Below are 26649 nucleotides of genomic sequence, written 5' to 3'. Positions count from 1 at the left end.
CACCCCAGCCGAGAGGTCATGAGCGTCATGCAGCCCGAGGTGGACCGGATCGCGCAGCCCTGGGGCGAGCGCACCCCCTACGACCGTGACGGTACGTGGCCCGTGCGCGTCGACTCCTATCTGGCGCCCGGTGTCACCGCGGAGGGGGTGCGGCGGTGGGTGCCGACGGCATCGCTGCTGCACTCCAACGGCGACGCGATGGACATCGCGGTCGCCGACGGCCGGATCGTCGGCGTACGCGGCCGGTCCCGGGACCGGGTCAACCACGGCCGGCTGGGGCCGAAGGACCTGTTCGGCTGGCAGGCGAACCACTCCCCGGACCGGCTGACCACTCCGCTGGTCCGGGAGGGCGGCCATCTCGTCCCCTGCGACTGGGACACCGCCATGGAGCGGATCGTCGACCGCACCCGGCGGCTGCTGGCCGAGCGGGGCGCCGACGCGCTCGGCTTCTACACCAGCGGTCAGCTGTTCCTGGAGGAGTACTACACCCTCGCGGTGATCGTCCGCGCCGGGCTGGGCACCAACCACCTCGACGGCAACACGCGGCTGTGCACGGCGACCGCCGCCGAGGCGCTGAAGGAGACCTTCGGCTGCGACGGCCAGCCCGCCTCGTACACGGACGTCGACCACGCCGATGCCATCGCCCTGTTCGGGCACAACATGGCCGAGACCCAGCCGGTGCTGTGGATGCGGGTGCTGGACCGGCTGGCGGGCGGGGATCCACCGCGGCTGCTGTGCGTCGACCCGCGCCCCACGCAGGTCGCCCGCCACGCCACCGTCCACCTCGCCCCGCGCTCCGGCACGAACGTGGCCCTGCTGAACGCCCTTCTGCACGAGATCATCCGTACCGACCGGGTCGACCACGCCTACGTCGAGGCCCACACCGTCGGCTACGACGACCTCGCCGCCCGCGTCGCCGACTGCACCCCCGCCTGGGCCGCCGGCATCTGTGACCTACCGGCCGCGAGGATCACCGAGGCAGCCGAACTCCTGGGCAAAGCCGAGCGGTTGCTGTCCACCGTGCTCCAGGGCGTCTACCAGTCCCACCAGGCCACGGCCGCCGCCTGCCAGGTCAACAACCTCCAGCTGCTACGCGGCATGCTCGGCCGCCCCGGCTGCGGGGTGCTCCAGATGAACGGCCAGCCCACCGCCCAAAACACCCGTGAGTGCGGCGCCGACGGCGACCTGCCCGGCTTCCGCAACTGGCAGAACGACGACCATGTCGCCGACCTCGCCCGGGTCTGGAACGTGGAGCCGTCCCGTATCCCGCACGACGCGCCGCCCACCCCGGCGATGGAGATCTTCGCCAAGGCCGAGCAGGGCGACATCCGGCTGCTGTGGATCTCCGGCACCAACCCGGCGGTGTCCCTGCCGGAACTGCACCGCGTCCGCGGCATCCTGCGCCGCGACAGCCTGTTCACGGTCGTCCAGGACCTGTACCTGACCGAGACCGCCCAGTTCGCGGACGTCGTGCTGCCCGCCGCGACCTGGGGCGAGAAGACCGGCACGTTCACCAACGCCGACCGCACGGTCCACCTCTCCGACAAGGCCATCGAACCGCCCGGCGAGGCCCGCCCCGACCTCGACATCCTGCTCGACTACGCCCGCCGCATGGACTTCCGCGACCGGGACGGCGGGCCGCTGATCTCCTGGCACGACCCCGAGTCGGCGTTCCGGGCCTGGCAGGAGTGCAGCCGGGGCCGCCCCTGCGACTACACCGGCCTGTCCTACGACCGGCTGCGTGAGGCGGGCGGCATCCAGTGGCCCTGCACCAGCGCCTCGCGCGAGGGCACCGAACGCCTCTACACCGACGGCATCACCTGGGCCGCGCCGCAGATCTGCGAGACGTACGGCAAGGACGTGATGACCGGCGACTCGATGACGGAGTCCGACTACCGGGCGCTGAACCCGGACGGCAAGGCCGTACTGAAGCCGGCGCACTACGTACCCCCGGACGAACTCCCGGACCCCACCTACCCGTTGCAGCTGAACACCGGCCGCACGATCTACCACTTCCACACCCGCACCAAGACCGGCCGCACCCCGCAGCTCAACGCCGCCGCGCCGGAGGTGTGGGTGGAGATCTCCGCCGAGGAGGCGCGGCGGCACGGTGTGGCGGAGGGCGACCTGGTCGAGGTCACCAGCCGCCGGGGCTCGCTGCGCGGCCGCCTGCGGATCACGGGCATCCGCGACGGCATGCTGTTCCTGCCCTTCCACTACGGCTACTGGGACACCCCCGAGGGCGACCGTCCCGGCAAGGACGGCGGCCGGGCGGCGAACGAGACGACCGTCACCGACTGGGACCCGGTCTCCAAACAGCCCCTGTTCAAGACGGCCGCGGCCCGACTGACCCTGCTCGAACCCGCCGCCGGAGCGGTGAGCCCGGCCCCCACGACCACCGCCTCGGCCCCGTTCGGCCCGTCCCCGACACCCCCGACCACAGGCGGCCCGCTGGCGACCGCGAGGCAGGAGGCGGGGGAAGGGGCGGGGTAGGCGACGGAGGGCGGGGCGGGGGCGGTGACTGTCCGGCCGGGGAGGACGGAGTCGGGGCTGCGGGCTGCGCGTCCGGCGACAGAGGGCTGGGGGGAGCGGGGGCGTGGGGCGGGTGGAGCACGGCGGCGGAGGTCTGGGGGCGCGTCGTGGGGCGGGTGGCGTCCGGCGGTGGAGGTCGAGGCGGGGGGTGGGGCGGGTGGAGCGCGGTGGTGGAGGGCTGGGTGGAGGCGGCGGCGGTCGTGCGGCAGGTGTGGGGCGGGTGGAGCACGGCGGCGGAGGTCTGGGGGCGCGTCGTGGGGCGGGCGGCGTCCGGCGGTGGAGGTCGAGGCGGGGGGTGGGGCGGGTGGAGCGCGGCGGTGGAGGGCTGGGTGGAGGCGGCGGCGGTCGTGCGGCAGGTGTGGCGCGGCAGGGGATGGCGGGGCGGTGGTCGTGGGGCCGGCGGGGCGGGGCGGTGACCGCGCGTCCGGCGGGGAAGGTTCGTTGCTGCTGAGGACGGTGGGGAAGGGTGGTTGCCCGTTTAGGACGGCAGCTGGCCGCATTCCCTCGTAGCGTCGGGTTCGCAAGCCGGAGCGAACGTGAAAGGACGGTTCACGGCGGACTCACCGGGCCGCCGACTCGCCATGACCCACACCACCGCCCGCCCCAAGATCACCGACGACCACCGCCGAGCCCTCCTCGCCACCCGTCACCTCCTGGCCCCCGCCGCCCGCGCGGCCACCTCCGAGCAGGTCGCCGACGCCGTACTGGGCTTGCACGCCACGGATCCGGCCAGCGTGTACCTGACGGTGGCCGCGCGGATGGCGGCCCCTTCGACGGCCGACCTGGAACGCGCCCTGTACACGGACCACACGCTGATCCGGATGCTGTGCATGCGCCGCACCATGTTCGTCGTCCCGCGTTCCCTCGCCCCGGTCGTCGACGCCTCGACGGCCCGCGCCGTGGCCGCCCGTGAGCGGACCGGGCTGCTCAAGCTCCTCGGCGAGCAACTCGGCTACGACGAACACCGCCTGGCCGCCCTGGAGCAGGAGGTGCTCACCGCGCTGGCCGGCCTCGGGGAGGCGACGGCGGCCCAACTCGGGGAGGCGGTGCCCGAGTTGCAGCAGAAGATCGTCATGGCGCCCGGCAAGGCCTACGAGGCGAGGCCGCGCATCACCAGCCGTGTCCTCGGGGTGCTGGCCGCCGAGGGCAGGATCCGCCGGGGCCGGCCGCTGGGCAGCTGGGCCTCCTCGCAGTTCCGCTGGACGGTGGCCGAACCCCACCCCGAGCTGCCCGCCGACGCGGCGCGAGCCGACCTCGCCCGCCACTATCTGGCCGCCTTCGGCCCCGCCACCACCGAGGACGTCAAGTGGTGGACCGGCTGGACCCTCACCGCCACCCGCAAGGCCCTGGCCGGCGCGGAGGCCGTGGACGTCGACCTCGCGCAGGGCCAGGGGCACGCTCTGCCCGAGCACCTGGCGGCGCCCGCCGACCCCGGGCCCTGGGCGGCCCTGCTCCCCGCCCTCGACCCCACTCCGATGGGCTGGCGGGGCCGCGACTGGTACCTGGACCCCGCCCACACCACCGAACTCTTCGACACCAACGGCAACATCGGCCCCACGGTGTGGTGGAACGGCCGGATCGTCGGCGCCTGGACGCAACGCCCCGACGGCGAGATCGTCACCGCCGCGCTTCCCGGCATCCGCCTCACCCGCGACGCCCGCACCGCCGTCACCGCCGAGGCCGCCCGCCTGACCGCGTTCTTCGGCGACATCCGCATCCGCCCGAGCTTCCGCACCCCGCTGGAGGGACGGCTCAGAGCCTGATCCGGGCCGCCGCGGACATGAGAAAGGGCGGGGTCCGAGAACCCCGCCCGCAGACCATGGAGCCTCAGCTCACGGCCACACCAGGCAGTAGGGCTGATGCCCCGCCTCATGGAGACGGTGGCTGAAGTCCTGCCACTCGTGCAGCAGCTGGTACACGTTGAACGCGTCCCGCGGGCCGCCCCGGTCCGGCACCGTCGACCAGATGAACGCCGCGGCGCCCACCGCCTCCTCGCCTATCCCGCGCAACGGGTCCACGACCGTCATGGGGAGCTTGACCACCGCGTAGTCGGGGTGGAGGACGACCAGTTCCAGCGGGGGGACCTTGTGGAGCGGGACGCCTTCTATGCCGGTGAGGACCATCGCGGCCATCGTCTCCGGCTTGATCTTGGTGAACATGCCGTTCATCCCGAGCTCGTCGCCGCCGAGTTCCTCGGGGCGCATCGAGATCGGGACGCGGGCCGCGGTCGCGCCGTCGGGCGCGCCGAAGTACTTGTACGTCACCCCCACCCGACCACCATTCCTGCTCCCCGGCCTCAACCGATCGATCCGACGTTCGATACGTCGATCGTCCGCCTCTGACTCACCCGGTACACGTGCTGCTTCTGCGGCTTCCTCCGCGTCGCGCCGGTGCCTTCCCCGCCGGGCACGTCGAGGACCCAGGTCATCAGTCCCCTCGCCCAGTCCGCCACCGCGATGCATATCTCCACCCGACTGCTTTTCTAGGACGCGTGGCCCCCGCCGCGCAACCCGATCATCGTGTCAGTGACCTCCCCCACGGCCGCCCGCCGAAACGTGCGTTGAAACACCTGTCCGCAGGATGCTCACAAGGATCTTCGCGGCCTGTCGAACACCACGGGCCGTACGAGCTGTGTGTATCAGGTCCCAGTTTCGCAGATGCCACCGCACCTCGGCCCGCCGTCGGCCGGGGGGGCTTCAGGCCCTGCCCTACCCTGAGTGGGAAAGCCGCCAACCGGAGTCCGAGAGGTCGGAGAAGTCGCAGGTCATGAGTGAAACGCCCTATTCATACGATGCGCCTGCCTCACAGGCCCTGTTCGACCGTGCGGCCACCGTCACACCGGGCGGCGTGAACTCCCCGGTGCGCGCCTTCCGCGCCGTGGGCGGCACGCCCCGGTTCATGGTGTCGGGCCGTGGTCCGTATCTCACCGACGCCGACGGGCGTGAGTACGTCGACCTCGTCTGCTCCTGGGGGCCCATGATCCTCGGGCACTCCCACCCGGACGTGATCGCCGCCGTGCAGGACGCCGTCTCGCGCGGCACCTCCTTCGGCACGCCCGGCGAGGGCGAGGTGGCGCTCGCCGAGGAGATGGTCGAGCGGATCGCGCCCCTCCAGCAGGTGCGGCTCGTCTCCAGCGGCACCGAGGCGACCATGTCCGCCATCCGCCTCGCCCGCGGCTTCACCCGGCGCACCAAGGTCATCAAGTTCGCCGGCTGCTACCACGGCCATGTGGACTCTCTCCTCGCCGCAGCGGGCAGCGGGGTGGCCACTTTCGCGCTGCCCGACACCCCCGGCGTCACCGGTGCCCAGGCCGGCGACACCATCGTGCTGCCGTACAACGACCTCGAAGCCGTGCAGGAGGCCTTCCACCGGCACCCCGGCGAGATCGCCTGTGTCATCACCGAGGCCTCGCCCGGCAACATGGGTGTCGTCCCGCCGCGGCCCGGCTTCAACCAGGGGCTCAAGGACACCTGCTCCAAGAACGGCGCCCTCTACATCTCCGACGAGGTGATGACCGGCTTCCGCACCAGCCGCGCCGGGTGGTACGGCATCGACGGTGTCGAGCCCGACCTGATGACCTTCGGCAAGGTCATGGGCGGCGGCTTCCCGGCCGCCGCGTTCGGTGGCCGCGCGGACGTCATGGCCCACCTCGCGCCGGCCGGGCCCGTCTACCAGGCCGGCACCCTCTCCGGGAACCCCGTCGCCACCGCCGCCGGTCTCGCCCAGCTGCGCCTGCTCGACGAGGCGGCGTACGACAAGGTCGACTCCGTGTCGGCGACCATCCAGTCGCTCGTCACCGAGGCGCTCTCCAAGGAAGGCGTCGCACACCGGTTGCAGACCGCCTCCAACATGTTCTCCGTCTTCTTCACGGACCGCGAGGTGCGCGACTACGAGGACGCCAAGAAGCAGGAGTCCTTCCGCTTCACCGCGTTCTTCCACTCGATGCTGGCGCAGGGCGTCTACCTTCCGCCCTCCTCCTTCGAGTCGTGGTTCGTCTCCACCGCCCATGACGAGCAGGCGGTTCAGAAGATCGCCGACGCCCTTCCGGCGGCGGCCCGTGCGGCAGCGGAGGCCACGGCAGCATGACCGGCAACACTGACATCACCGTCGTCCACGTCATGCGGCACGGCGAGGTCGCCAACCCGGACGGCATCCTCTACGGCCGCCTCGCCGGGTACCACCTCTCCGAGCTGGGCCGGCAGATGGCCGACCGGGTCGCCGAGCACCTCTCCTCGCGGGACGTGACCTACGTCTGTGCCTCCCCGCTGGAGCGGGCGCAGGAGACCGCCACGCCGATCGCCAAGGCGCACGGCCTCGACCTCGCGACCGACGCGCGGCTCATCGAGGCCGACAACGTCTTCCAGGGCAAGACCTTCGGCGTCGGCGACGGGGCGCTGAAGAACCCCGACAACTGGAAGCACCTCGTCAACCCCTTCAAGCCGTCCTGGGGTGAGCCGTACGTCGACCAGGTCGTCCGCATGATGGGGGCGCTGGACGCGGCGAAGGACGCGGCGCGAGGGCACGAGGCGGTGCTGGTCAGCCATCAGCTGCCGATCTGGATCGTGCGGTCGTACGTCGAGCGGCGCCGGCTGTGGCACGACCCGCGCAAGCGGCAGTGCACGCTCGCCTCGCTGACGACGTTCACGTACCAGGGCGACAAGATCGTGTCCGTGGGCTACTCCGAGCCGGCGATCGACCTCGTACCGGCTCATCTGCGTGCGGGTGCGAAGCCGGTGAAGGGCAAGGACAAGGCCTTCGGGGCGTAAGTTCCCCTTGGGGGCTTCTGTTACGCAATCGCGAAAATACAGACGGAACGCCTCCGTTCGTCACGTCCTCTGAATGGGTGACCACCAGAGAACGTGACGAACGGGGATGCCATGCGCACTCTCACCCGCAGGGGAGCGATAGGACTCGGCGTCGGGGGTGCCGCCGCCGTAGGACTCGCGGGGTGCGGCACTCTCACGTCGTCAGACGGGCCGAGCCCGGCCCCGGGTTCCGCCACCGGCGGCAAACAACCCGGCAAGAAGACCCCGAGCGCCCGCCCCATCGGCGACGGCTCCACCTCGTACACCGGCAAGCAGCCAGGCCAGCCGGCCAAGCCGGAGCCGCTGGAGCCGGGGCAGACCCCGCCGCAGTTCGTCGTCTTCTCCTGGGACGGGGCGGGCGAGGTCGGCAACGGACTCTTTCCGCGCTTCCTGGACCTCGCCAAGGAGCACGGCGTCCACATGACCTTCTTCCTCTCCGGGCTGTATCTGCTGCCCGAGTCGAAGAAGCGGCTCTACGACCCGCCCAACAACCCCGTCGGCGCCTCCGACATCGGCTATCTCACCGACGAGCACGTCAAGGCCACCCTCACCAACGTGCGCCGCGCCTGGCTGGAGGGGCACGAGATCGGCACCCACTTCAACGGGCACTTCTGCGGCGGCTACGGCAGTGTCGGCAACTGGACGCCCCAGCAGTGGCGCAGTGAGATCGACCAGGCCAAGGCCTTTGTGAAGGAGTGGCGGACCAACACCGGCTGGACCGATCTGCCGGCCCTGCCCTTCGACTACGACAAGGAACTCGTCGGCGGTCGTACGCCCTGTCTGCTCGGGCAGGACAACCTGTTGCCCACCGCCAAGGAGCTGGGCTGGCGGTACGACGCCTCCTCGCCCGGCGGGCGGCAGGTGTGGCCGCAGAAGAAGGGCGGGCTGTGGGATCTGCCGCTCCAGCAGATCCCGTTCCCCGGGCGCAGCTTCGAGGTCCTCTCGATGGACTACAACATGCTCGCCAACCAGTCGATCAACTCCACCAACGCCCCCAGCCACAATTACCCGGCCTGGCGCAAGCAGTCCGCCGACGCGTACATCTCCGGCTTCCAGCGGGCATACGAGACAAATCGCGCACCCTTCTTCATCGGCAACCATTTCGAGCACTGGAACGGCGGCATCTACATGGACGCCGTGGAGCAGGCGCTGAAGCACATCGCCGCCGAGAAGGAGAAGGGCGAGGACGTACGCCTCGTCTCCTTCCGGCAGTTCGTCGACTGGATGGACGTGCAGAAGCCCGAGGTGCTGGAGAAGCTGCGGGGTCTGGATGTCGGGCAGGCACCTGTCGGGGGCTGGGCCTCGTACACGAAGGACACGAAGGACACGAAGGAGACCTCTGTGAACGCCGCCTGATATGCGGGTTTCCGCCCGCAAGGGGGGTGCGCAAGATCCCCAGAACGGGCATGCGAAACTTTTCACATGAGTGCCGCCAGCAGCGCCCCCCAGCGCCCGAACCGCACCACGCGCACCCGCCGTCGGGCCCTTCTCCTCACCGGAGTCGCCGCGGTCGCCGCGCTGACCCTCACCGCGTGCAGTTCCGGCGGAGTGTCGGGCGGGGGCGGCGACACCAACTTCATCACCGGCAACAACGGCGTCGACACCGTCGCCGAGGGCAAGCGGACCGCGGCGCCCGAGCTGTCCGGCGAGACCATCGACGGGAAGCAGCTGTCCACCGCCGACTACAAGGGCAAGGTCCTCGTCGTCAATGTGTGGGGCTCCTGGTGCTCGCCCTGCCGGGCCGAGGCGAAGAACCTCCAGAGCGTCTACGAGAAGGTCAAGGGCCAGGGCGTCGAGTTCGTCGGCCTCAACACGCGGGACGCCAGCACCACCCTCGCGAGGTCCTTCGAGAAGGAGTTCGGGATCACCTACCCGAGCATCTACGACCCGACGGGCAAGCAGATGCTCCGGTTCAAGAAGGGCACCCTCAACCCGCAGCTGATCCCTTCCACGCTCGTCATCGACCGCGACGGCAAGCTCGCCGCCCGCGCGCTCCAGGCGCTCAGCGAGGACACGCTGCTCGGCATGATCAAGCCCGTCCTCGCGGAGAAGTGACGTGAGCGCGGCCGTCACCGGAGTGACCACGCTCGCCGCCGGGGTGGGGCAGAACGACACCGTGATGAGCGGCGCCCTGCTGCTCGCCCTGCCGATCGCCCTGCTCGGCGGACTCGTCTCCTTCTTCTCCCCCTGCGTCCTGCCGCTGGTGCCCGGCTATCTGTCGTACGTCACCGGCGTCAGCGGCACCGATCTCGCCGAGGCCCGGCGGGGCCGGATGGCCGCCGGTGCGTCCCTGTTCGTCCTCGGCTTCACCGTCGTCTTCGTCTCCGGCGGGGCGCTGTTCGGCTACTTCGGACAGACCCTCCAGGAGGAGCGGGACGTCCTGTCCAAGGTGCTCGGCGTCCTCATGATCCTCATGGGCGTCTTCTTCATGGGGATGATGCCCTGGCTCACCCAGCGCGAGTTCCGCTTCCATACCCGGCCCGCCACCGGGCTGGCCGGCGCCCCGCTGCTCGGCGCCCTGTTCGGCATCGGCTGGACGCCCTGCATCGGACCCACGCTGTCCTCGGTGCAGACGCTCGCCATGCAGGACGGCAGCGCCCTGCGCGGCGCGATACTGACCGTCGCCTACTGCCTCGGCCTCGGTGTCCCCTTCGTGCTCGCTGCCGTAGCCTTCCGCAAGGCGCTCGGCGCCTTCGCCTGGGTCAAGCGGCACTACGTCTGGGTGATGCGCATCGGCGGCACCATGATGATCCTGACCGGTGTCCTGCTGCTGACCGGCGCCTGGGACAGCATCGTGCAGGAGATGCAGGCCTGGTCCAACGGCTTCACTGTGGGGATCTGATCGATGAGCAAGACGACAACCGACCCGACCCCGCCCGCCGGCGACGAGGACCTCGGCGCCGCCGGCTCCCAGCTGTCCACCGCGCCCGAGGACACCCTGAACGTGCCCTCCCTGGGCGTGATCGGCTGGGCCCGCTGGTTCTGGCGGCAGCTCACCTCGATGCGGGTCGCGCTGCTGCTGCTCCTGCTGCTGTCGCTCGGCGCGATCCCCGGCTCGCTGATCCCGCAGTCCGGGACCGACGAGACGAAGGTGGCCCAGTTCCGCAAGGACAACCCCACCCTCGGGGACGTCTACGACAAGCTCGGCCTCTTCCACGTCTACAGCTCGGTGTGGTTCTCCGCGATCTACATCCTGCTGTTCGTCTCCCTGATCGGCTGCATCATCCCGCGCACCTGGCAGTTCGTCGGCCAGCTGCGCGGCCGTCCGCCGGGCGCCCCGAAGCGCCTGAACCGGCTGCCCGCGTACACCACCTGGCGCACCGAGGCCGAGCCCGAGCAGGTCCGCGAGGCCGCCCTGGCCCTCCTCAAGAAGCGCCGCTTCCGCGCCCACCTCGCCGATGACGCCGTCGCCGCCGAGAAGGGCTATCTGCGCGAGGTCGGCAACCTCGCCTTCCACATCGCCCTCATCGTGATGCTGATCGCCTTCGCCTGGGGTCAGCTGTTCAAGATGGAGGGCAACAAGCTGATCGTCGAGGGCGGCGGGTTCTCCAACACCCTCACCCAGTACGACGACTTCAAGTCCGGCAGCCTCTTCAACCAGGACGACCTGGACCCGTTCAGCTTCCACCTGAACGACTTCCAGGGCACCTACGAGAAGTCCGGCCCCAACCGCGGCACCGCGCGCACCTTCCAGGCCGACATCTCCTACAGCGTGGGCGCGTACGGCAAGGCCAGGAAGACGATCGTCAAGGTCAACGAGCCGCTGGAGATCGGCGACTCGAAGGTCTATCTGACCGCCCACGGCTACGCGCCCGTCATCACGGTCCGCGACGGCAAGGGCGATGTCGTCTACCACGACGCCGTGCCACTGCTGCCGCTGGACAGCAACATCACCTCCTCCGGTGTCGTCAAGGTCATGGACGGCTACCGCGATGCCAAGGGCGAGCGGCAGCAGCTGGGCTTCGAGGCCTTCTTCCTGCCGACGTACACCCCGGGCAACGAGGTGTCCTCCACCTTCCCCGCACTGGGCAACCCGGTACTGAACCTGGCCGGCTACTACGGTGACCTGGGCGTCGACGCCGGTGTTCCGCAGAGCGTGTACCAGCTCGACAAGTCGCATCTGAAGGCGTTCAAGGACGGCAAGGGCCAGCAGCGGGAGAACCTGCGGCCCGGCGAGACCATGAAGCTCCCGAACGGCGCCGGCTCGATCACCTACGAGTCCACCGAGGAGTGGGCCAACTTCCAGGTGACCCGCCAGCCCGGCAGCGGCTGGGCGCTGGCCGGTGCCGTCGCCGCGATCTTCGGGCTCGCCGGCTCCCTGTTCATCCAGCGCCGCCGGGTGTGGGTGCGGGCGGTCCGGGGCGACGACGGCGTCACGGTCGTCGAGATGGCCGGGCTCGGCCGCAGCGAGTCCGCGAAGGTGCCCGAGGAGCTCGGGACGCTCGCCGACCTCCTCTACGACCAGGCTCCCGGGGCACCTGACCCGGACGAAGACTCCACCGCAACCTCCAACCCCCAAGTCGTACCTGCCGAAAGGCCCGGGAAGTGACTCTCGCCGCCGCGACGGATCTGGCCGCCGCCACCAACGAACATCTCGCGAACCTCAGCAACACGCTGATCTACTCCGCGATGGCCGTCTACACGCTGGCCTTCTTCGCGTACATCACCGAATGGATCTTCGGCAGCCGCAGCAAGATCGGCCGCACGGCCGCCGCGCTGACAGCCGGGTCGGCGGAGCGGAAGGCGCCCGCGGTCACGGTGAAGAAGGGCGGCTCCACCGCCGTACTGGAACGGCCGCAGGTCGTCGTACGGGCTGCCGCCGGGCAGCGCGACGTGCCGGACGGGCCCGGGGCGCACGGCGGGGACGAGCAGGGTGACCTCTACGGCCGTATCGCCGTGTCCCTCACGGTGCTCGCCTTCCTCATCGAACTCGCCGGGGTCATCGCCCGCGCGGCCTCGGTGGAGCGGGCGCCCTGGGGCAACATGTACGAGTTCAACATCACCTTCTCCACGGTGGCCGTCGGCGTGTACCTCTCGCTGCTGGCGCTGAAGAAGAACGTGCGCTGGATGGGCCTGTTCCTCATCACCTCGGTCCTCCTCGATCTCGGTATCGCCGTCACCGTCCTGTACACCGCCAGCGACCAACTGGTTCCCGCCCTGCACTCGTACTGGCTGTACATCCACGTCTCCACGGCGATCCTGTGCGGCGCGGTCTTCTACGTGGGCGCGGTCAGCACGATCCTGTACCTGTTCAAGGACTCCTACGAGAGCAAGCTCGCGGGCGGCGGCAAGCCGGGCAAGTTCGCCACGTCCTTCCTGGAACGCCTGCCGGCCTCCTCCTCCCTCGACAAGTTCTCCTACCGCGTCAACGCGGCGGTCTTCCCGCTGTGGACCTTCACGATCATCGCCGGCGCGATCTGGGCGGGCGACGCGTGGGGCCGCTACTGGGGCTGGGACCCCAAGGAGACCTGGGCCTTCATCACCTGGGTCGCCTACGCCTGCTACCTGCACGCCCGCGCCACGGCCGGCTGGAAGGGCCGCAAGGCCGCCTACCTGGCCCTCCTCGCCTTCGGCTGCTGGCTGTTCAACTACTACGGAGTCAACATCTTCGTCTCCGGCAAGCACTCGTACGCGGGCGTCTAGATCCCGTACGCGGACGCGTGGCGGACGGCGTGCAGATCGCCGCGTCACGCGTCACGCTGGTGGCATGAGTGGATCCGTCGAACAAGGCGCCGGCCAGACGCACGGGAACACGCGCATACTCCACTTCCTGGTGCGGCTGCCCCGGCCCATGGAGCAGGTCTGGACGGCGGTGGCGACGCGGGAGGGGCTCGGCGGCTGGTTCACCGATGCCGAGGTCCTCGAACCGCGGCTCGGCGGCGCCGTCAGCCTCGGGGAGCTGGGGGACGGGCAGATCACCGCGTGGGACGTGGACCGGGTCGCCGAGTACACGGTGGCGGGCGGGCGGCTTCGGTTCCTTCTGGAGCGGGACGGGGATGACGGCAGTGCGCTGCGGTTCACCCATGAGTTCCAGGGGGAGGGCGTGACCGAGCCGCTCTGGCGGGCGCGCTTCGAGCGGCTCGTCCACGTCCTCAGGTGACGGTGATCGAGTCCAGCTGGCCGCGCAGGTACACATGCGAGTCGACCGGCTCGTACGCCACCCGTCCGATCGGCGCCGGGACGGATTCCACCCGTGTCCCCGGCGTGCACTCGCCGAAGTAGACGAGGGACATCAGCTCCTCGGCGGGGGCGTCAGCGGGCGGCGGGAGGACGCGGTGGCGGCCGGAGCGCCAGCGGTCTCCCGTCCAACGCGCCATCAGGTCACCGATGTTGATGGTGAAGGCGGCCGGATCGAAGGGCGCGTCCTCCCAGCCGCCCGCGTCCGTCCACACCTGCAACCCGCCCTTCCCCGCCTGCCGGTCGAGGATCGTCACCGTGCCGAAGTCGGTGTGCGGGCCGATGCGGAACTGGCCGGGTTCCGGCTCGCCGACGACCTCGGTGCCCGGGTACCAGTTGATGTTGAAGCCGTAGGTCGGATGGTCCATGTGGCGGGAGAAGAAGTCGGGTTCAAAGCCGAGCGCCTCGCCCAGGAGGGACAGGAGTTCCTTCTCCAGGTCGGCCATCTTCTCCAGGTACTCCTCCACCAGCGCCCGCAGCTCCGGGACTTCGCCGGGCCAGACGTTCGGCGCGTACCACTCCGCGTTGACGACCGGGTCGTCGAACGGCTCGTGGGTCGCGAAGGACAGCGACTCCTTCAGGTCGGGCGGAGTCTGCGTGCCCTCCGAGTAGCCGTTCGCCTCCGCGCCCGGGCCGAGCCAGCCCCGCCCGCCGACCTTCACGGCGTAGGGCTGCTTGACGTCGGCGGGGAGCCGGAAGAACGCGCGGGCGGCCTCGCGGATGGCCGCGCGCAGGGCCGGGTCCACACCATGGCCGGTGACCAGCAGGAAGCCGGCGGTCTGGAGGGCCTCGTCGACGGTCCGGGCGATGGCGGCCCGGGCCTCGGGGTCGCCGTGCGTCCAGGGCTTCAGGTCGATCGTCGGGATACGGGGCTCACTCACCGATGTCCTCATTCCACAGAGCCGGGTTCTTGTCGATGAAGTCGCGCATCATCGACACGCATGCGGGGTCGTCCAGGAGCACGATCTCCACGCCGTGCTCCGCCAGCCAGTCGTGCCCGCCGTGGAAGGTGGCCGCCTCGCCGACCACCACCCGCGAGATACCGAACTGGCGGACAAGGCCGGAGCAGTACCAGCAGGGAGAGAGGGTCGTGACCATCGTCGTGCCCCGGTAGGAGCGCTGTCTGCCCGCCGCGCGGAACGCCGCCGTCTCCGCGTGCGTCGACGGGTCGTCGTCCTGGACGCGCCGGTTGTGGCCGCGGCCGAGGAGCGTGCCGTCGGCGCCGTAGAGCGCGGCACCGATCGGGATGCCGCCCTCGGCGAGCCCGGCGCGGGCCTCGGCGACGGCGGTCGCCAGCCAGGTATGTGCCTGAACCTGATCCATACGTCCACTCTGCGGTGACCGAAACACGAGGGCAACGTGCGGAAAGTACTCTCCGGGCAGCCCGCGGCCGGACGAACTGTCGGGCGGCCCACAGCCGGACAACTGTCGGGAGGCGCGCATGCCCGCACTCACCCTCCGCGAGATCCTGGCCCTCGACCCCGTCCGCGCCACCGAGCCCGAGCTGCTCGCGGGCGCCGAGGGCCTGGACCGGCCCGTGCGCTGGGTGCATTCGAGTGAGGTGTACGAGGGCGCCAACTTCCTCGACGGCGGCGAACTGCTGCTCACCAACGGGTTCGGGCTCACGGACGCCGAGGAGGAGGTGCGCCGCCGGTATGTGCGGGAGCTGGCCGCCCGGGGCGCCGCCGGGCTCGCGGTGGAGGTCGGGCGGTCGCTGCCCGCCATGCCCGCCGAGGTGACCGACGAGGCCCGCCGCCTCGGCCTGCCGCTGCTGGCGCTGCGCCGGGTCGTGCCCTTCGTACGGATCACGGAGGCCGCCAACCGGGCGATCGTGGCGCGGGGGCTGTCGGGGCGTGGTGTCGTACGGCCCTGGGGTGACGACCACACGGCGGCCCTGCTCGCCGATCTCGCCGACCGGGCGGCGCTGAACCAGCCCGAGGTGGAGGCGCGGGCGGCCCTCGCCGGGTTCCATCCGGGGCCGGGAGTGCGGCTGCTCGGGGTGTCCGTGCACGGGGCACGGGAGACGGGGGCGGTCGACCGGGCGGTGCGGGTGCTGGGCGGGGCGAGCGGGCTGCGGGCCGCGTTCCCGGGGGACGTCCTGGCGTTGCTGGCGCTGCCCGCGACCCCCCGCGGCGGTGACCCGGTGCGGGCGGTGCAGGACGCCTTCCGTGCCACCGCCACGCCCGGTCTGACCGTGGCGGTCGGGCACGCCGTCGCCGCGGAGAGCGGCTGGCTGCGCTGGAGCGACACGCTGCGTGCGGCCCGTACGACCCTGGAACTGGCGTTGACCGTGCCCGCCGCCGAACCCGCCGCTCCCGACGGCCCGTTGGTGACCTCCTCGCGGGCCCTCGCCCTGGAACGGGAGCTGACCCGGGGCGGTGTGGACGCCAACCGTGAGCGCCTCGCCGGCCTCGTCCAGCACGCGCTGGGACCGCTGTTGGAGTGGGAGGCGGCCCATCCGAGCGACCTGGTACGGACGTTGGAGATCCATCTGCGCAACGGCTGCTCGCCGACCCGTACGGCGGCCCTGCTCCACATCGGCCGCCAGTCCCTCTACCAACGGCTGGAGCGGATCGAGTCGTTGCTGGGCCTGGAGATCGGTGACCCGGATCTGCTGGGGGAGTTGCTGGCGGCGGCCTGTGCGCACCGGGTGGTGCGGGGCAAGGGAGACGAGGCGCGGGGCGGGCTGCGGACGGTGGCCTGAGGCCGGCCGGACCGTTTCACGTGGCGCAGGACACGTTCATGACAGGATTGCATTGGGGAAAGGTCAGGGAAGTCATAGGGCGCCCACGACTGCCGTGAAGGGATGACCCGTGACGTCCACTGCGCCTCCCCCCATACCCCGGGCCGCAGGATCGTTTCCGCTCATCGGCCACGCGCTGAAGATGCGCGACAACCTCGGCTTCATCGACTCGCTGCGCGAGACACGGGAACCCCTCGTCGAGATCGTCCTCCAGCCAGGGACGCGCACCATCGTCGTCCAGGACCCGGCCCTGATCCACCAGATGCTCAAGGCGCTGGGCCCCAGCCTCGACAAGGGCCGGCTCTACGACAAGCTCGGCCAGCTGCTCGGCGACAGCGTCGTCACCGCCACCGGCCGCAACCACGTACGCAAACGCCGTCAGCTCCAACCGGCCTTCGCCCACACCGAGATCAGCCGGTACGTCGATCTCATGCGCGCCGAGGTGACGGCCACCGTCGCCGCCTGGGAACGCGGGCGGCCCCTCGACGTGCGCGAGGCGATGGTCGGGCTCAGCCTCGACATGCTGGCCAAGACGGTGTTCGCCGGCAGCCTCGACGAGGCCGTCTTCCAGCGGCTGCGCGGCAACCTGTCGGTGGTGATGAACGGCGTCGGCGTGCGCATGATGCTGCCCGACTGGGCCGAGCGGCTGCCGCTGCCCTTCAACCGCCGCTTCGACCGGGCCCGCGCCGGAGTGCGCGCCACCATCAACACCGCCGTCGACGAACTACAGGCCTCCGGGCACGACACCGGGGACATGCTCTCCATGCTGCTGCGCGCCGTCGACGAGGAGACCGGCCGGCCGCTGACCGGGCACCAGATCAGCTCCGAGATCTTCACTCTGGCCGTCGCGGGCACCGAGACCACCGCGTCGGTGCTGTCCTGGACGCTGTACGAACTCACCCGCAACCCCGGCGTCGAGGCCCGGGCCCTGGCCGAACTGGACGAGGTCCTCGGCGAACGGCCGGTCACCTTCGACGACGTGATGCGGCTGCCGTACCTGAACCGGGTGATCACCGAGACCCTGCGGCTGCACCACCCCGGCTGGCTGGTCACCCGGCGCACCATCGAGGAGACCCGGCTCGGCGCGTGGACGCTGCCCGCGGGCACCGAACTGGCCTACTGCCAGCACGCCCTGCACCGCGACCCCGCGCGCTTCTCCGACCCGCTCACCTTCCACCCGGACCGCTGGCTCGACGGCGCGCAGACGCTGCCGCCGGGCGCGTTCCTGCCCTTCGGGGACGGCAAGCACAAGTGCATGGGGGACCGGCTGGCCCTCACCGAGATGGTCGTGGCGCTCGCCACGATGCTGCGCTCCGTGCGGCTGGAACTCGCCGAGGGCCAGGTCGTCCGCCAGGTCGCCCGGCTCACCGTACGACCGCGCGCCCTGCGGATGACCGTCAGCCCGCGGGACCGCTCCCGGGCCGGGGTGGGTCTGTAGCGCGGGTCTGTTCCTCGGACGCCGGAAGGCCGGCCCCGCGTCCCGGGGCCGGCCTTCCTTGTGCTCGCTGCGTACGACCTTGTCGCGTACGGCCGTCAGTCCGTGCCGGACTCCATCGCCGCGCGGTCCAGCAGGGCCTCGTCCTCGGAGACCTCGCCGCGGGAGGCGATCGCCTCGGCGCCGCCCTCGGGCAGCTCCGGCATGGTGCCGATGAGGCCCGTCGCGGCGGCCTGGGAGGCGCCGATGGTGGGGCTGCCGGTGCCGATCAGGCCGAGGCCGACGTACTGCTCCAGCTTGGCGCGGGAGTCGGCGATGTCGAGGTTGCGCATGGTCAGCTGGCCGATGCGGTCCACAGGGCCGAAGGCCGAGTCCTCGGTGCGCTCCATGGAGAGCTTGTCCGGGTGGTACGAGAACGCCGGGCCGGTCGTGTCGAGGATCGAGTAGTCCTCGCCGCGCCGCAGCCGCAGGGTGACCTCGCCGGTGATCGCCGCGCCGACCCAGCGCTGGAGCGACTCACGGATCATCAGCGCCTGCGGGTCCAGCCAGCGGCCCTCGTACATCAGCCGGCCGAGGCGGCGGCCCTCGATGTGGTACTGGGCGAGGGTGTCCTCGTTGTGGACGGCGTTGACGAGACGCTCGTACGCGGCGTGCAGCAGGGCCATGCCCGGCGCCTCGTAGATACCGCGGCTCTTGGCCTCGATGATCCGGTTCTCGATCTGGTCGGACATGCCCAGGCCGTGGCGGCCGCCGATGGCGTTGGCCTCCATGACGAGGTCGACCGCCGTGGCGAACTCCTTGCCGTTGATCGTGACCGGGCGGCCCTGCTCGAAGCCGATCGTCACGTCCTCGGTGGGGATCTCGACCGACGGGTCCCAGAACCTGACGCCCATGATCGGGTCGACGGTCTCCAGGCCGGTGTTCAGGTGCTCCAGGGTCTTCGCCTCGTGCGTGGCGCCCCAGATGTTGGCGTCGGTGGAGTACGCCTTCTCCGTCGAGTCCCGGTAGGGCAGGCCGTGGGCGACCAGCCACTCCGACATCTCCTTGCGGCCGCCGAGCTCCGTGACGAAGTCCGCGTCCAGCCAGGGCTTGTAAATCCGGAGGTGCGGGTTGGCGAGGAGGCCGTAGCGGTAGAACCGCTCGATGTCGTTGCCCTTGAAGGTCGAGCCGTCGCCCCAGATCTGGACGTCGTCCTCCAGCATCGCCCGCACCAGCAGCGTGCCGGTGACGGCACGGCCCAGCGGCGTGGTGTTGAAGTACGCGCGCCCGCCGGAGCGGATGTGGAACGCGCCGCAGGTCAGCGCGGCCAGGCCCTCCTCGACCAGCGCCGCGCGGCAGTCGACCAGGCGCGCGACCTCGGCGCCGTACGCCTTGGCGCGGCCGGGCACCGAGGCGATGTCGGGCTCGTCGTACTGACCGATGTCGGCGGTGTAGGTGCAGGGGACGCTGCCCTTGTCGCGCATCCACGCGACCGCGACGGAGGTGTCGAGGCCGCCCGAGAAGGCGATGCCGACGCGCTCGCCGACGGGGAGGGAGGTGAGGACCTTGGACATAGGAAGATTATGCATCGGAATGCATGGTCATGCAAACCCCGTGCTGGAGTGGTCCCCGTCACGTCCCCGGCGCGTCCCCATGACGTCCCCATCGCGTCCCCATCCCGTTCCGTCACTCTCCCGCGACCGACCTCCAGATACGTTCCGGCAAGATCCGCGTCGCCTCGTCCAGGTCCACGTCGTCGACCCCCGACAGCCAGCGCCTCGCCACCCCGATCACCGGGCCGAGCACCAGTGACTCGATCAGCCCGAGCGGCAGCGGGGCCAGCTCCCCCGACGCCACCCGCGGCTCGATCCACAGCGCGAACGGCGAGAGGCGCGCCTCCTGGGCGTCGCGCAGCTCCTTGCCGTGCGCCATGCCGCGCCGGTCGGCGAGCGGGGAGTGCAGCAGCAGGGCCGCGTCGTGGTGCTCCCGGACGAACTCCAGATACGTCCGCACGATCGCCCGGATGCCCGAGCGGGCGGTACGGGTCTGCTGCAAGGCCGTCGCCAGCTCGCCCAGCAGCCGGCCCAGCCAGCGGTGCATCAACGCGTCCGTCAGTCCGTTGATGCTGCCGAAGTGGTGGTAGAGGCTGCCGAGGCTGACGCCACTGGCCTTGGTGATCGCGGTGACGGTCAGACCCTGCTCGCCCGACTCCGCGTACACCCGCAGAGCGGCGTCGAGGAGCTGCTCGACCGTGGCCTCGCCGCGTTGTTGCTTGGGGCTCATCGCGGCCAGGGTAGAACACGTGCTTTCTGAAGTGAATTTCTAGAAAAGATCTCCAATTCGGCTGCTCGGTGCTCCACACTCGTCCCTGTGTCGCAACAGGAGACCTCCATTTCGCTGACGCCGCAGCAGGCCGCTGTCGGCGCCGTCGTCACCGTGCAGCTGCCGACGGGCGCGGTCCGCGTCCGGGTGCCTCCCGCCCGGGACGGCGATCTCGTACGGCTGTGGGTCGGGCAGCAGGAGGTGCTGCTGCGCGTCCGGGTCACCGCGGGCGCGTCGGGCGGCACCGGCGCGGCGAAGTGGGTGGGGGTCCTCGCGGTCGCGGCCCTGGTGGTGTTCGTGGCGGTCGTCGCCAACGGGGGAGACGACGACAGCACGGACGACGCCTCGCCGTACAGCTCCTACAGCGGGTACAGCTCGCCGTCGTACTCGTACTCGGGGACGTACGAGCCGTACACGGACGACCCGTACTCCGAGGACCCGTACACGTCGGCCGACCCCTACACGGACGACCCGTACGCGGAGGAGACCGAGGCCCCCGACCCCTACACCTCCGGTACCTGCCTCAACGGAACCCTCCCCGACTCCACCACCGCGCAGGAGGTCGACGACGTCGAGGAGGTCGACTGCTCGGCGTCGGACGCGCACTACAAGGTGATCCAGACGATCCCCTTCAGCTCCGACATGAGCCAGTGCAACGCCAACCCGCGTACGGAGTACGCCTTCTCGTACCGCTACACGATGAACGGGACGGCCATCAACGAGTACGTCTACTGCCTCGTCGGCCTGGGGGCATACGCCCGGTGAGCGACGAGGAGACCTCACCCTCGGCGAGGCTCGACCACGTCAACGAGGGCAGCAACTTCACCAAGAAGAACGTCGACACCGTCTACTCCACCGGCAACACCTGCGACACGGTGGCGTACTGGTCGGCCACCCGCAGCAGCAGCTTTCCCGTGCTCGTCCGTGCCCCCATCAGGCGGTGCGCCTCCGCGGCCTCCTCCAGGGCGAACTCGGCGGTGACCGGCAGGGTCACGGTCCCGTCGGCGACCTTCGCGAACGCCCGCTCGGTCAGGTCCCGCAGCTCGGCCGGGGCCGTCCGCGCCAGGGTGAGGATGGAGAAGCCGCCGACCGTGACGCCGTACGGATACAGCTCCGGCTGGCCCACGCTCCACGCCTCCGCCCCGCTCGCGTTGCCGAAGGAGACCAGGCGGCCGAAGACCGCGAGGGAGGCGAGGCCGGCGCGCAGGGTGTCGCCGCCGACCGGGTCGAGGACGAGGTCGACCCCGCGTCCGCCCGTCGCCGCCCGCACCGGCGCCTCGAAGTCACCGACGAAGACCTCGTCGTACCCGTACTCGCGCGCGTACGCCGCCTTCGCGGCGCTGGACACCACGCCGTACACCGTGCCGCCGGCCGCCTTGGCCAGCTGTCCGACGACCGTGCCGATGCCGCCCGCCGCGCCCTGCACCAGCACGGTCTCGCCGGGCTGGAGCCGGCCCACGGAGTGGACCAGGGCGTACGCCGTCGGCAGCACCGTCGGCAAGGTCGCGGCCGTGCGCAGGTCGACGCCGGAGGGGATGGGGAAGACGGTCGCCGTGTCCGCCACGGCCACGTCGGCGTAGGCACCGCCCTCGGTCAGCGCGGTGACCTCCTGGCCGACGGTCAGGCCGGTCACCCCCTCGCCCAGCGCCCGGACCCGGCCGGAGACCTCCAGGCCGGGCACGAACGGCAGCCGCGGCACCCGGTAGCCCGAGTCGCGTGCCTTGAGGTCGGCGAAGTTGATCCCGGCGTACGCCACGTCGACGCTGACCTGCCCCGGGCCCGGCTCGGGGACCTCCGCCTCGACGGCCTTGAGGACCTCGGGACCGCCGTACTCCTGGAACTCGATCGCGCGCATGCCGCACACCCCGTTCTGGACCGCTCAGACTGTTCAATGAGAAGCGAACACTCATGACTGTATGGTTTTCATCGAACACTCCGCAAGCGGGTTGAGAGGACACCATGGCGAGTCATCGTGCCGCCCCCGAGCACACCCACCCCGACGACGTCCCCGTCCTCACCGCGCTCGCCGCCCTCGCCGACCCCGTACGGGTCCAGTTGGTAAGGGAGTTGGCCGCCTCCACCGACTGGTCGCGCAGCTGCGGCACCTTCGACGTGCCCGTCGGCAAGGCGGCCAAGAGCCATCACTTCGCGGTCCTGCGCGCCGCCGGGCTCGTCGAGCAGCGCGACGAGGGGCCCAAGCGGGTCAACCGGCTGCGGCGGGAGGAGTTCGACGCCCGCTTCCCGGGACTGCTGGAGCTGGTCCTCAGGGGCGACTGAACCGGCTCGCCCCCTCCGGCGTCACAGTCGTATGGGGAACCGCAGCTGGATCGTGGCGGCCGTGGCCACCGCCGGTGTGGTGGTGGGTGCGGCCCTGTACATCGACGAGTTGGAGACCGGGCACACGTACATCGATGTCGAGGCGACCGTCTCGCCCTCGCCGCCCGCCGAGGACTGGTGCGTCGGCACCCTGCCGAGCCCCGAGGACGGCGACGCCCCCGAGGACACCCCGCTCTACCGGACCCTCGACCGCATCGACAAGCTGGCCGCGGGCGAGTACGCCGACGTCTACACCGGCATGGGCGTCGACGAGGACGCCCACGCGGCCGACGTCTGGCGCATCCCCGGCCACGACTTCGACACGGCCGCCTGCGACGCCGCCGAGAAGGGCGTGAAACTGCGGCTGCACCCCGCCGACGTCGATCGCAGGACCCTCGACGCCCTCGCCGAGCGCATCAGCGAGGACATGACCCGCTGGGACGGCACCTTCCAGCTGCGAGAAGTCGGCGTCGACGAGCGGGGGTTCGTGCATGTGGGCGTGGACGACCCCGGGACGGCCGCACCCCTCATCGAGAAGGCGTTCGGCGCCCGGTACATCAAGGTGGAGTACGTCGACCAGGCCTACGCTGCCGAGGGCTGAGCCGGCCCGGCGGCCTTCCGCAGGACGGCGTACAGCCCCGCGCTCACCGCGAAGCCGACCAGGCAGGTGATGTCCCCGAAGGACGGCCACCGCTCCGGCACCCATCCGATGTACTTCTCCTGGTTGGAGAAGAGCGGCACCGACACCGCGATGCCGGTCAACAGGGCGGCCACACCGGGCCAGTTGGAGAACCCCCGGTCGCCCAGCCGCCCCGCCAGTTCCGTCACCGGCGTCCGCGCCCGCAGCCACCGCTCCACCAGCACCACGCCCAGCCACGGTCCCACCCAGTACGCGATGACCAGCAGGAACGCCTCGTAGGCGTGCCCGGCGTCCGCAAGTGACGCCCACGCCGCCCCCGTACCGGCGAGCCCGCACAGCACGACGATCACGCTCCGCCCGAGCCAGGCGGGCAGCCTCAGTCCGAGCGACGTGACCGACATGGCCGAGGAGTACACGTTGAGCGCGTTCGCCGACACCGCGCCCAGGATGATCGCCAGCAGCACCAAGTCGCTGAGCCAGCCCGGCAGATGGCCCGTGAAGGCGGCCGTCGGGGTCGCGTTCTCCGGGGCCACGATCGTCGCCGAGGCCGCGCCGATGACCGACACCACCGCGATGGACACGAACAGGCCCACCGCCGGATACACGACCGTCCGCAGCCGGCTCGCCGTACGCGGGAGATAGCGCGAGTAGTCCGAGGCACCCGGGTTCCAGCCCGCCGTGTACCCCCAGGCCGTGCTGAACGCCAGCAGGAAGCCGCCGATGCCGCCGCCCGCGCCGGATCCCAGGTCACCGGCCTCCTTGAAGGTCCACACCCCGGCCAGCAGGAAGATCACCGCCAGCGCCGGGAACGCGTACTTCTCGAAGGCGTGGACGAAGTTGTGGCCGATGAAGCCGATCACGATCTCGGCCGCGACCACGATCAACAGAGCGGGGAGAGGCCGCAGGCCCGTCAGGGTGTTGAGGGCGAAAGCCGCGCTCACACTGTTCACCGCGAACCAACCCACGCCCGCCACCAGGGCGTTGACCCCGGAGGGGAGCAGGTTCCCGCGGTACCCGAAGGCGAACCGGCCGATCGCCATCTGCGGGACGCCGAAGCGCGGCCCGTCCAGCGACAGCACGCCGTGCGTCACCGCACCCAGGCCCGTCCCCAGCAGCAGCGCCGCCGTCGCCTCCCAGAAGCTCAGCCCGAAGAACAGCACCGAGATCACGCCGATGTACACCGTCGCGAACTCGATGTTCGGGGACGCCCACGTCCACAGCAGTTGGAGCGGGCTACCGTGGCGCTCGGCGTCGGGGATCGGCTCCGAGCCAGCCGTCTCGACGGCGATGACCTTGTCGCCGTACGCGGGGGCGGCCGTGCCGGCCGTGGTGGCAGTCGTCATGCGAGGTAAGTGTCCGGCCCCGGCGGTCCGCCCGGCAGGGGCGCGATGTCCGCATCGGAAGCCTCACCGGCGTACAACCTGCACGCATCGGCGCTGCCGATGGGGCCATCGGCAGGACGCCCCACTGGCGCGTGGACCAGCACGGACGCCCGCTCCTACGGTCAGGGACATGACTTCCGACCGCAAGGGCATCGCCCAGCTCACGACCGCCATGATCCTCTCCGGCACCCTCGGCGTCTTCGTCGTCGAGTCCGGCGCCTCCCCCTTCGACGTCGTCTTCTTCCGAGTCGTCTTCGGCGCCCTGGCGCTGGGCGGCTACGTGCTGGCCCGCGGCTGGCTCCGCGACCACGGCTTCACCCCGCGCACCCTCGGACTCGCCGTCCTGGGCGGTGTGTTCATCGTCTTCAACTGGGTGTTCCTCTTCGAGTCGTACGAGAACACCTCGATCTCCGTCGCCACGGTCGTCTACCACACCCAGCCGTTCTACGTCGTGCTGCTGGGCGCCCTCCTCTTCCGGGAGCGGCTCACCGCCGCGAAGGCGGGCTGGATCGGCCTGGCCTTCGCGGGACTGATCCTGGTCTCCGGGGTCACGCCGGGGGACTTCACCGGCGGCGGGTCCTATCTGCTCGGCGTCGGACAGGCGTTGCTCGCCGCGCTTCTCTACGGTCTGTCCACCTTGGTCACCAAGCGCATCACCGGCGTCCGCCCGCACCTCATCGCACTCGTCCAAGTCCTCGTCGGCATCCCGCTGTTGCTCCCCTTCGCCGACTTCGGCGCGATGAGCGGCGCGAGCGCGGGCGACTGGGGCTGGCTGGCCGGGCTCGGGTTCATCCACACCGGCCTGATGTACGTCCTGATGTACGCCGCCTACGCCCAGCTGCCGCTCTCCAAGATCGCCGTCCTGGCCTTCGTCTACCCGGCCGTCGCGATGGGCATGGACTGGGCGGTGTACGGCCACCACATCGGCCTCGTCCAGGCACTGGGCGTCCCGCTGATCGTGCTGGCGAGCCTCAAGGTCACCCTTGCTCGGACACCAGCTTCCGCGCCTGCTCCAGAAACAGCCGGGCATGCGCCGGCAGCCGCTTCCCGGACCGCCACGCGAGCTGCGTCCGGAGCGTGAACGGCGGCTCCCAGCCCAGTCGTACGAGAGAGCCCTCCGCGAGTTCGGCGGCGACCGTGATCTCCGGCAGCAGCGCGATGCCGAGACCGGCCGCCGTCGCCCGTTTGGTGGCCTCGATCGTGCCGAACTCCATGAAGTCGGCGGGGCCGCCCAGGGAGGTGAGCTCCCGCTCGAACAAGTCCCGGTAGGCGCAGCCCGGTTCGGTCGCGAGGAGGGACTGGTGCGAGAGGTCGGCGGTCGTCAACCGCCGCCCGTTGAGCGCGTGTTCCGGCGACGCCACCAGCGCCAGCGGCTCCACCGCCAGCACCTCGCTCTCCAGGCCCGGGTGCGAGGTCTGTGCCTCCATCAGGAAGCCCACGTCGTACGTGCCCTGCCGCAGCGCCTGCCGGGTCTCGTCCCCGAGGGTCGTGCGCAGCGACAGCCGTACCTTCGGATAGCGGTGGTGGAAGAACTCCAGGAGCGGGGGCAGCCGGTAGGAGGTCAGCGACTCCATGGTGCCGACGGCGAGCGTGCCCGAGGGCTCCTCGGTCCCGGTGACGGCCGCCCGCGCCTCCTCGTTCAGCTCGATGATCCGGCGGGCGTACGGCAGCAGCCGCTCCCCGGCCTCCGTGAGCCGGATCCGGCTCCCGAGCCGGTCGAAGAGCTGGGCGCCGAGCGAGTCCTCCAGGGCCCGGATCTGGCTGGTGACACTGGACTGGGCATAGCTCAGCTCGGCGGCGGCCCGGGTGAAGCTGAGCACGGTCGCGACCTTCTCGAAGGTGACCAGCAGCCGCAGCTCCATCAGGCGTCCTTGGGGTCCTCGCCCTGTTCCTTCTTGCGGAGCTCTTCCTCGCGGCGACGGAGGTCCGCCTCCCAGTCCTTCAGGAGGGTCTCGTCCTTCTTGTTGTCTTCCGCCAGGGACTTGAGGAACTCCGGATTGTCGTCCGGGGCGACGAACCGTCCACCGCCCATCGGAGCGCCGCCCGCCGTGGCGGGCCCGCGCTGCTTGCCGGCCACCAGCCAGGCGACCGGGCCGACGAGGACCTCGCCGAAGAGCAGCACGATGATCACCCAGACCACCTTCGGCAGCCCCTTGACCTGCTCCTCGGGGGTGTTCAGGCAGTCGATGAAGGCGTAGATCCACAGCGCCAGGACCAGCAGGAAGGGCAGATACCTGAGCATGAGTGGTGCGTTCCCCCAGGAGACGGTGGCAGGGCGTGGGACGGCCCCGGTGACGGGGTCAGGGTAGCCGGTACCG

At 70.8% G+C, this 26649-nt stretch carries 26 protein-coding genes; 17 read left to right on the top strand and 9 right to left on the bottom strand.

All coding sequences use genetic code 11. From position 1 onward, the window contains the following. Positions 1–27 precede the first annotated feature (27 nt). From ACIHIX_RS05255 to ACIHIX_RS05245, 3 genes are all read left to right on the top strand, one after another. Positions 28–2493: a molybdopterin oxidoreductase family protein gene (locus tag ACIHIX_RS05255; RefSeq protein ID WP_399950080.1), complete on the top strand. Its 2466-nt coding sequence runs from the start codon at positions 28–30 to the stop codon at positions 2491–2493. A 209-nt stretch (positions 2494–2702) separates the two neighbouring features. Next, entirely contained in the window at positions 2703–2948 is a 246-nt protein-coding gene (locus ACIHIX_RS05250) for a hypothetical protein (RefSeq protein ID WP_399949880.1), read from the top strand. Positions 2949–3068: 120 nt separating this feature from the next. Further along, entirely contained in the window at positions 3069–4295 is a 1227-nt protein-coding gene (locus ACIHIX_RS05245; RefSeq protein ID WP_399949877.1) for a winged helix DNA-binding domain-containing protein, read from the top strand. A gap of 69 nt (positions 4296–4364) precedes the next feature. Here the strand turns inward: ACIHIX_RS05245 and ACIHIX_RS05240 are convergent, their stop codons facing one another. After that, positions 4365–4802 (bottom strand): hypothetical protein, encoded by a 438-nt coding sequence (locus ACIHIX_RS05240; RefSeq protein ID WP_003974483.1) that lies wholly within the window; start codon positions 4800–4802, stop codon positions 4365–4367. Between the two features lie 496 nt (positions 4803–5298). On the opposite strand from ACIHIX_RS05240, the gene hemL reads away from it, so the two are divergent. The 8 genes from hemL (at position 5299) to ACIHIX_RS05200 (ending at position 13437) form a co-directional block, all read left to right on the top strand. After that, positions 5299–6618: a glutamate-1-semialdehyde 2,1-aminomutase gene (hemL, locus tag ACIHIX_RS05235; RefSeq protein WP_399949874.1), complete on the top strand. Its 1320-nt coding sequence runs from the start codon at positions 5299–5301 to the stop codon at positions 6616–6618. Beyond that, positions 6615–7298, top strand: a complete 684-nt coding sequence (locus ACIHIX_RS05230) for a histidine phosphatase family protein (RefSeq protein WP_399949871.1) — start codon at positions 6615–6617, stop codon at positions 7296–7298. Before hemL ends, ACIHIX_RS05230 begins: the two co-directional genes overlap by 4 nt. Before the next feature lie 111 nt (positions 7299–7409). Then, entirely contained in the window at positions 7410–8693 is a 1284-nt protein-coding gene (locus tag ACIHIX_RS05225; RefSeq protein WP_399949868.1) for a hypothetical protein, read from the top strand. Positions 8694–8759: 66 nt separating this feature from the next. After that, on the top strand, positions 8760–9392 hold the full coding sequence (locus ACIHIX_RS05220) for a TlpA family protein disulfide reductase (RefSeq protein WP_399949866.1): 633 nt from the start codon (positions 8760–8762) through the stop codon (positions 9390–9392). Positions 9393–9456: 64 nt separating this feature from the next. Further along, complete coding sequence (locus ACIHIX_RS05215) at positions 9457–10179, top strand: cytochrome c biogenesis CcdA family protein (protein WP_399950077.1); 723 nt, start codon at positions 9457–9459, stop codon at positions 10177–10179. 3 nt (positions 10180–10182) lie between these two features. Continuing rightward, positions 10183–11886: a cytochrome c biogenesis protein ResB gene (locus ACIHIX_RS05210; protein WP_399949863.1), complete on the top strand. Its 1704-nt coding sequence runs from the start codon at positions 10183–10185 to the stop codon at positions 11884–11886. After that, positions 11883–12980, top strand: coding sequence for a c-type cytochrome biogenesis protein CcsB (gene ccsB / locus ACIHIX_RS05205; RefSeq protein WP_399949860.1), 1098 nt, complete (start codon positions 11883–11885; stop codon positions 12978–12980). Before ACIHIX_RS05210 ends, ccsB begins: the two co-directional genes overlap by 4 nt. A 64-nt stretch (positions 12981–13044) precedes the next feature. Next, entirely contained in the window at positions 13045–13437 is a 393-nt protein-coding gene (locus tag ACIHIX_RS05200) for a hypothetical protein (protein WP_399949857.1), read from the top strand. Here the strand turns inward: ACIHIX_RS05200 and ACIHIX_RS05195 are convergent. Together ACIHIX_RS05195 and ACIHIX_RS05190 are read right to left on the bottom strand one after the other, a co-directional pair. Next, a complete protein-coding gene (locus ACIHIX_RS05195) occupies positions 13430–14407 on the bottom strand; it encodes an isopenicillin N synthase family dioxygenase (protein ID WP_399949854.1) in 978 nt (325 codons plus the stop codon). The genes ACIHIX_RS05200 and ACIHIX_RS05195 overlap by 8 nt on opposite strands. Next, positions 14388–14837 (bottom strand): nucleoside deaminase, encoded by a 450-nt coding sequence (locus ACIHIX_RS05190; RefSeq protein WP_399949851.1) that lies wholly within the window; start codon positions 14835–14837, stop codon positions 14388–14390. The genes ACIHIX_RS05195 and ACIHIX_RS05190 overlap by 20 nt, the downstream gene beginning before the upstream one ends. Before the next feature lie 118 nt (positions 14838–14955). Here ACIHIX_RS05190 and ACIHIX_RS05185 point away from each other — a divergent pair, with 118 nt between their 5' ends. Both ACIHIX_RS05185 and ACIHIX_RS05180 read left to right on the top strand, forming a co-directional pair. After that, complete coding sequence (locus ACIHIX_RS05185; RefSeq protein WP_399949848.1) at positions 14956–16218, top strand: PucR family transcriptional regulator; 1263 nt, start codon at positions 14956–14958, stop codon at positions 16216–16218. 109 nt (positions 16219–16327) lie between these two features. Further along, a complete protein-coding gene (locus tag ACIHIX_RS05180; RefSeq protein ID WP_399949845.1) occupies positions 16328–17695 on the top strand; it encodes a cytochrome P450 in 1368 nt (455 codons plus the stop codon). Between the two features lie 95 nt (positions 17696–17790). On the opposite strand, the gene argG is transcribed toward ACIHIX_RS05180, so the two are convergent. Together argG and ACIHIX_RS05170 are read right to left on the bottom strand one after the other, a co-directional pair. Then, entirely contained in the window at positions 17791–19245 is a 1455-nt protein-coding gene (argG, locus tag ACIHIX_RS05175; RefSeq protein WP_399949842.1) for an argininosuccinate synthase, read from the bottom strand. A gap of 112 nt (positions 19246–19357) precedes the next feature. Beyond that, positions 19358–19954, bottom strand: coding sequence for a TetR/AcrR family transcriptional regulator (locus ACIHIX_RS05170; protein WP_399949839.1), 597 nt, complete (start codon positions 19952–19954; stop codon positions 19358–19360). Between the two features lie 87 nt (positions 19955–20041). On the opposite strand from ACIHIX_RS05170, the gene ACIHIX_RS05165 reads away from it, so the two are divergent. Then, the gene (locus tag ACIHIX_RS05165; RefSeq protein ID WP_399949836.1) at positions 20042–20758 is read left to right on the top strand and encodes a hypothetical protein; all 717 of its coding nucleotides are present in this window, start codon (positions 20042–20044) and stop codon (positions 20756–20758) included. Between the two features lie 82 nt (positions 20759–20840). Here ACIHIX_RS05165 and ACIHIX_RS05160 read toward each other — a convergent pair whose 3' ends face one another. Then, on the bottom strand, positions 20841–21848 hold the full coding sequence (locus ACIHIX_RS05160; protein ID WP_399949833.1) for a zinc-binding alcohol dehydrogenase family protein: 1008 nt from the start codon (positions 21846–21848) through the stop codon (positions 20841–20843). A gap of 104 nt (positions 21849–21952) precedes the next feature. On the opposite strand from ACIHIX_RS05160, the gene ACIHIX_RS05155 reads away from it, so the two are divergent. Both ACIHIX_RS05155 and ACIHIX_RS05150 read left to right on the top strand, forming a co-directional pair. Next, positions 21953–22270: an ArsR/SmtB family transcription factor gene (locus ACIHIX_RS05155; protein ID WP_399949830.1), complete on the top strand. Its 318-nt coding sequence runs from the start codon at positions 21953–21955 to the stop codon at positions 22268–22270. Between the two features lie 31 nt (positions 22271–22301). Further along, positions 22302–22910: a hypothetical protein gene (locus tag ACIHIX_RS05150; RefSeq protein ID WP_399949827.1), complete on the top strand. Its 609-nt coding sequence runs from the start codon at positions 22302–22304 to the stop codon at positions 22908–22910. Here the strand turns inward: ACIHIX_RS05150 and ACIHIX_RS05145 are convergent. Continuing rightward, positions 22892–24292, bottom strand: a complete 1401-nt coding sequence (locus tag ACIHIX_RS05145; RefSeq protein ID WP_399949825.1) for a purine-cytosine permease family protein — start codon at positions 24290–24292, stop codon at positions 22892–22894. The two genes, ACIHIX_RS05150 and ACIHIX_RS05145, sit on opposite strands and share 19 nt — an antisense overlap. Positions 24293–24461: 169 nt before the next feature. Between ACIHIX_RS05145 and ACIHIX_RS05140 the strand changes: the two genes are divergently transcribed. After that, positions 24462–25412: a DMT family transporter gene (locus tag ACIHIX_RS05140; RefSeq protein WP_399949822.1), complete on the top strand. Its 951-nt coding sequence runs from the start codon at positions 24462–24464 to the stop codon at positions 25410–25412. On the opposite strand, the gene ACIHIX_RS05135 is transcribed toward ACIHIX_RS05140, so the two are convergent. Together ACIHIX_RS05135 and ACIHIX_RS05130 are read right to left on the bottom strand one after the other, a co-directional pair. Beyond that, positions 25309–26193: a LysR family transcriptional regulator gene (locus tag ACIHIX_RS05135; protein WP_399949819.1), complete on the bottom strand. Its 885-nt coding sequence runs from the start codon at positions 26191–26193 to the stop codon at positions 25309–25311. The genes ACIHIX_RS05140 and ACIHIX_RS05135 overlap by 104 nt on opposite strands. Then, entirely contained in the window at positions 26193–26573 is a 381-nt protein-coding gene (locus tag ACIHIX_RS05130) for a PLD nuclease N-terminal domain-containing protein (RefSeq protein ID WP_399949816.1), read from the bottom strand. Before ACIHIX_RS05130 ends, ACIHIX_RS05135 begins: the two co-directional genes overlap by 1 nt. Positions 26574–26649 lie beyond the last annotated feature (76 nt).

Origin of the sequence: Streptomyces sp. NPDC051913 (assembly GCF_044593635.1) — a bacterium.
Classification (GTDB): Bacteria; Actinomycetota; Actinomycetes; order Streptomycetales; family Streptomycetaceae; genus Streptomyces.
The sequence above is the reverse complement of the archived record's forward strand: the minus strand, read 5'-3'. Positions and strand labels throughout refer to the sequence as shown.

Coding starts and splice junctions, on each gene's coding strand:
- ACIHIX_RS05210 (WP_399949863.1), top strand. CDS start 10,183: ATGAGCAAGACGACAACCGACCCGACCCCGCCCGCCGGCGACGAGGAC.
- ACIHIX_RS05215 (WP_399950077.1), top strand. CDS start 9,457: ATGAGCGGCGCCCTGCTGCTCGCCCTGCCGATCGCCCTGCTCGGCGGA.
- ACIHIX_RS05225 (WP_399949868.1), top strand. CDS start 7,410: ATGCGCACTCTCACCCGCAGGGGAGCGATAGGACTCGGCGTCGGGGGT.
- ACIHIX_RS05190 (WP_399949851.1), bottom strand. CDS start 14,837: ATGGATCAGGTTCAGGCACATACCTGGCTGGCGACCGCCGTCGCCGAG.
- ACIHIX_RS05195 (WP_399949854.1), bottom strand. CDS start 14,407: ATGAGGACATCGGTGAGTGAGCCCCGTATCCCGACGATCGACCTGAAG.
- ACIHIX_RS05185 (WP_399949848.1), top strand. CDS start 14,956: ATGCCCGCACTCACCCTCCGCGAGATCCTGGCCCTCGACCCCGTCCGC.
- ACIHIX_RS05255 (WP_399950080.1), top strand. CDS start 28: ATGCAGCCCGAGGTGGACCGGATCGCGCAGCCCTGGGGCGAGCGCACC.
- ACIHIX_RS05155 (WP_399949830.1), top strand. CDS start 21,953: ATGGCGAGTCATCGTGCCGCCCCCGAGCACACCCACCCCGACGACGTC.
- ACIHIX_RS05220 (WP_399949866.1), top strand. CDS start 8,760: ATGAGTGCCGCCAGCAGCGCCCCCCAGCGCCCGAACCGCACCACGCGC.
- ACIHIX_RS05135 (WP_399949819.1), bottom strand. CDS start 26,193: ATGGAGCTGCGGCTGCTGGTCACCTTCGAGAAGGTCGCGACCGTGCTC.
- ACIHIX_RS05160 (WP_399949833.1), bottom strand. CDS start 21,848: ATGCGCGCGATCGAGTTCCAGGAGTACGGCGGTCCCGAGGTCCTCAAG.
- hemL (WP_399949874.1), top strand. CDS start 5,299: ATGAGTGAAACGCCCTATTCATACGATGCGCCTGCCTCACAGGCCCTG.
- ACIHIX_RS05145 (WP_399949825.1), bottom strand. CDS start 24,292: ATGACGACTGCCACCACGGCCGGCACGGCCGCCCCCGCGTACGGCGAC.
- ACIHIX_RS05200 (WP_399949857.1), top strand. CDS start 13,045: ATGAGTGGATCCGTCGAACAAGGCGCCGGCCAGACGCACGGGAACACG.
- ACIHIX_RS05230 (WP_399949871.1), top strand. CDS start 6,615: ATGACCGGCAACACTGACATCACCGTCGTCCACGTCATGCGGCACGGC.
- argG (WP_399949842.1), bottom strand. CDS start 19,245: ATGTCCAAGGTCCTCACCTCCCTCCCCGTCGGCGAGCGCGTCGGCATC.
- ACIHIX_RS05170 (WP_399949839.1), bottom strand. CDS start 19,954: ATGAGCCCCAAGCAACAACGCGGCGAGGCCACGGTCGAGCAGCTCCTC.
- ACIHIX_RS05150 (WP_399949827.1), top strand. CDS start 22,302: ATGGGGAACCGCAGCTGGATCGTGGCGGCCGTGGCCACCGCCGGTGTG.
- ACIHIX_RS05130 (WP_399949816.1), bottom strand. CDS start 26,573: ATGCTCAGGTATCTGCCCTTCCTGCTGGTCCTGGCGCTGTGGATCTAC.
- ACIHIX_RS05140 (WP_399949822.1), top strand. CDS start 24,462: ATGACTTCCGACCGCAAGGGCATCGCCCAGCTCACGACCGCCATGATC.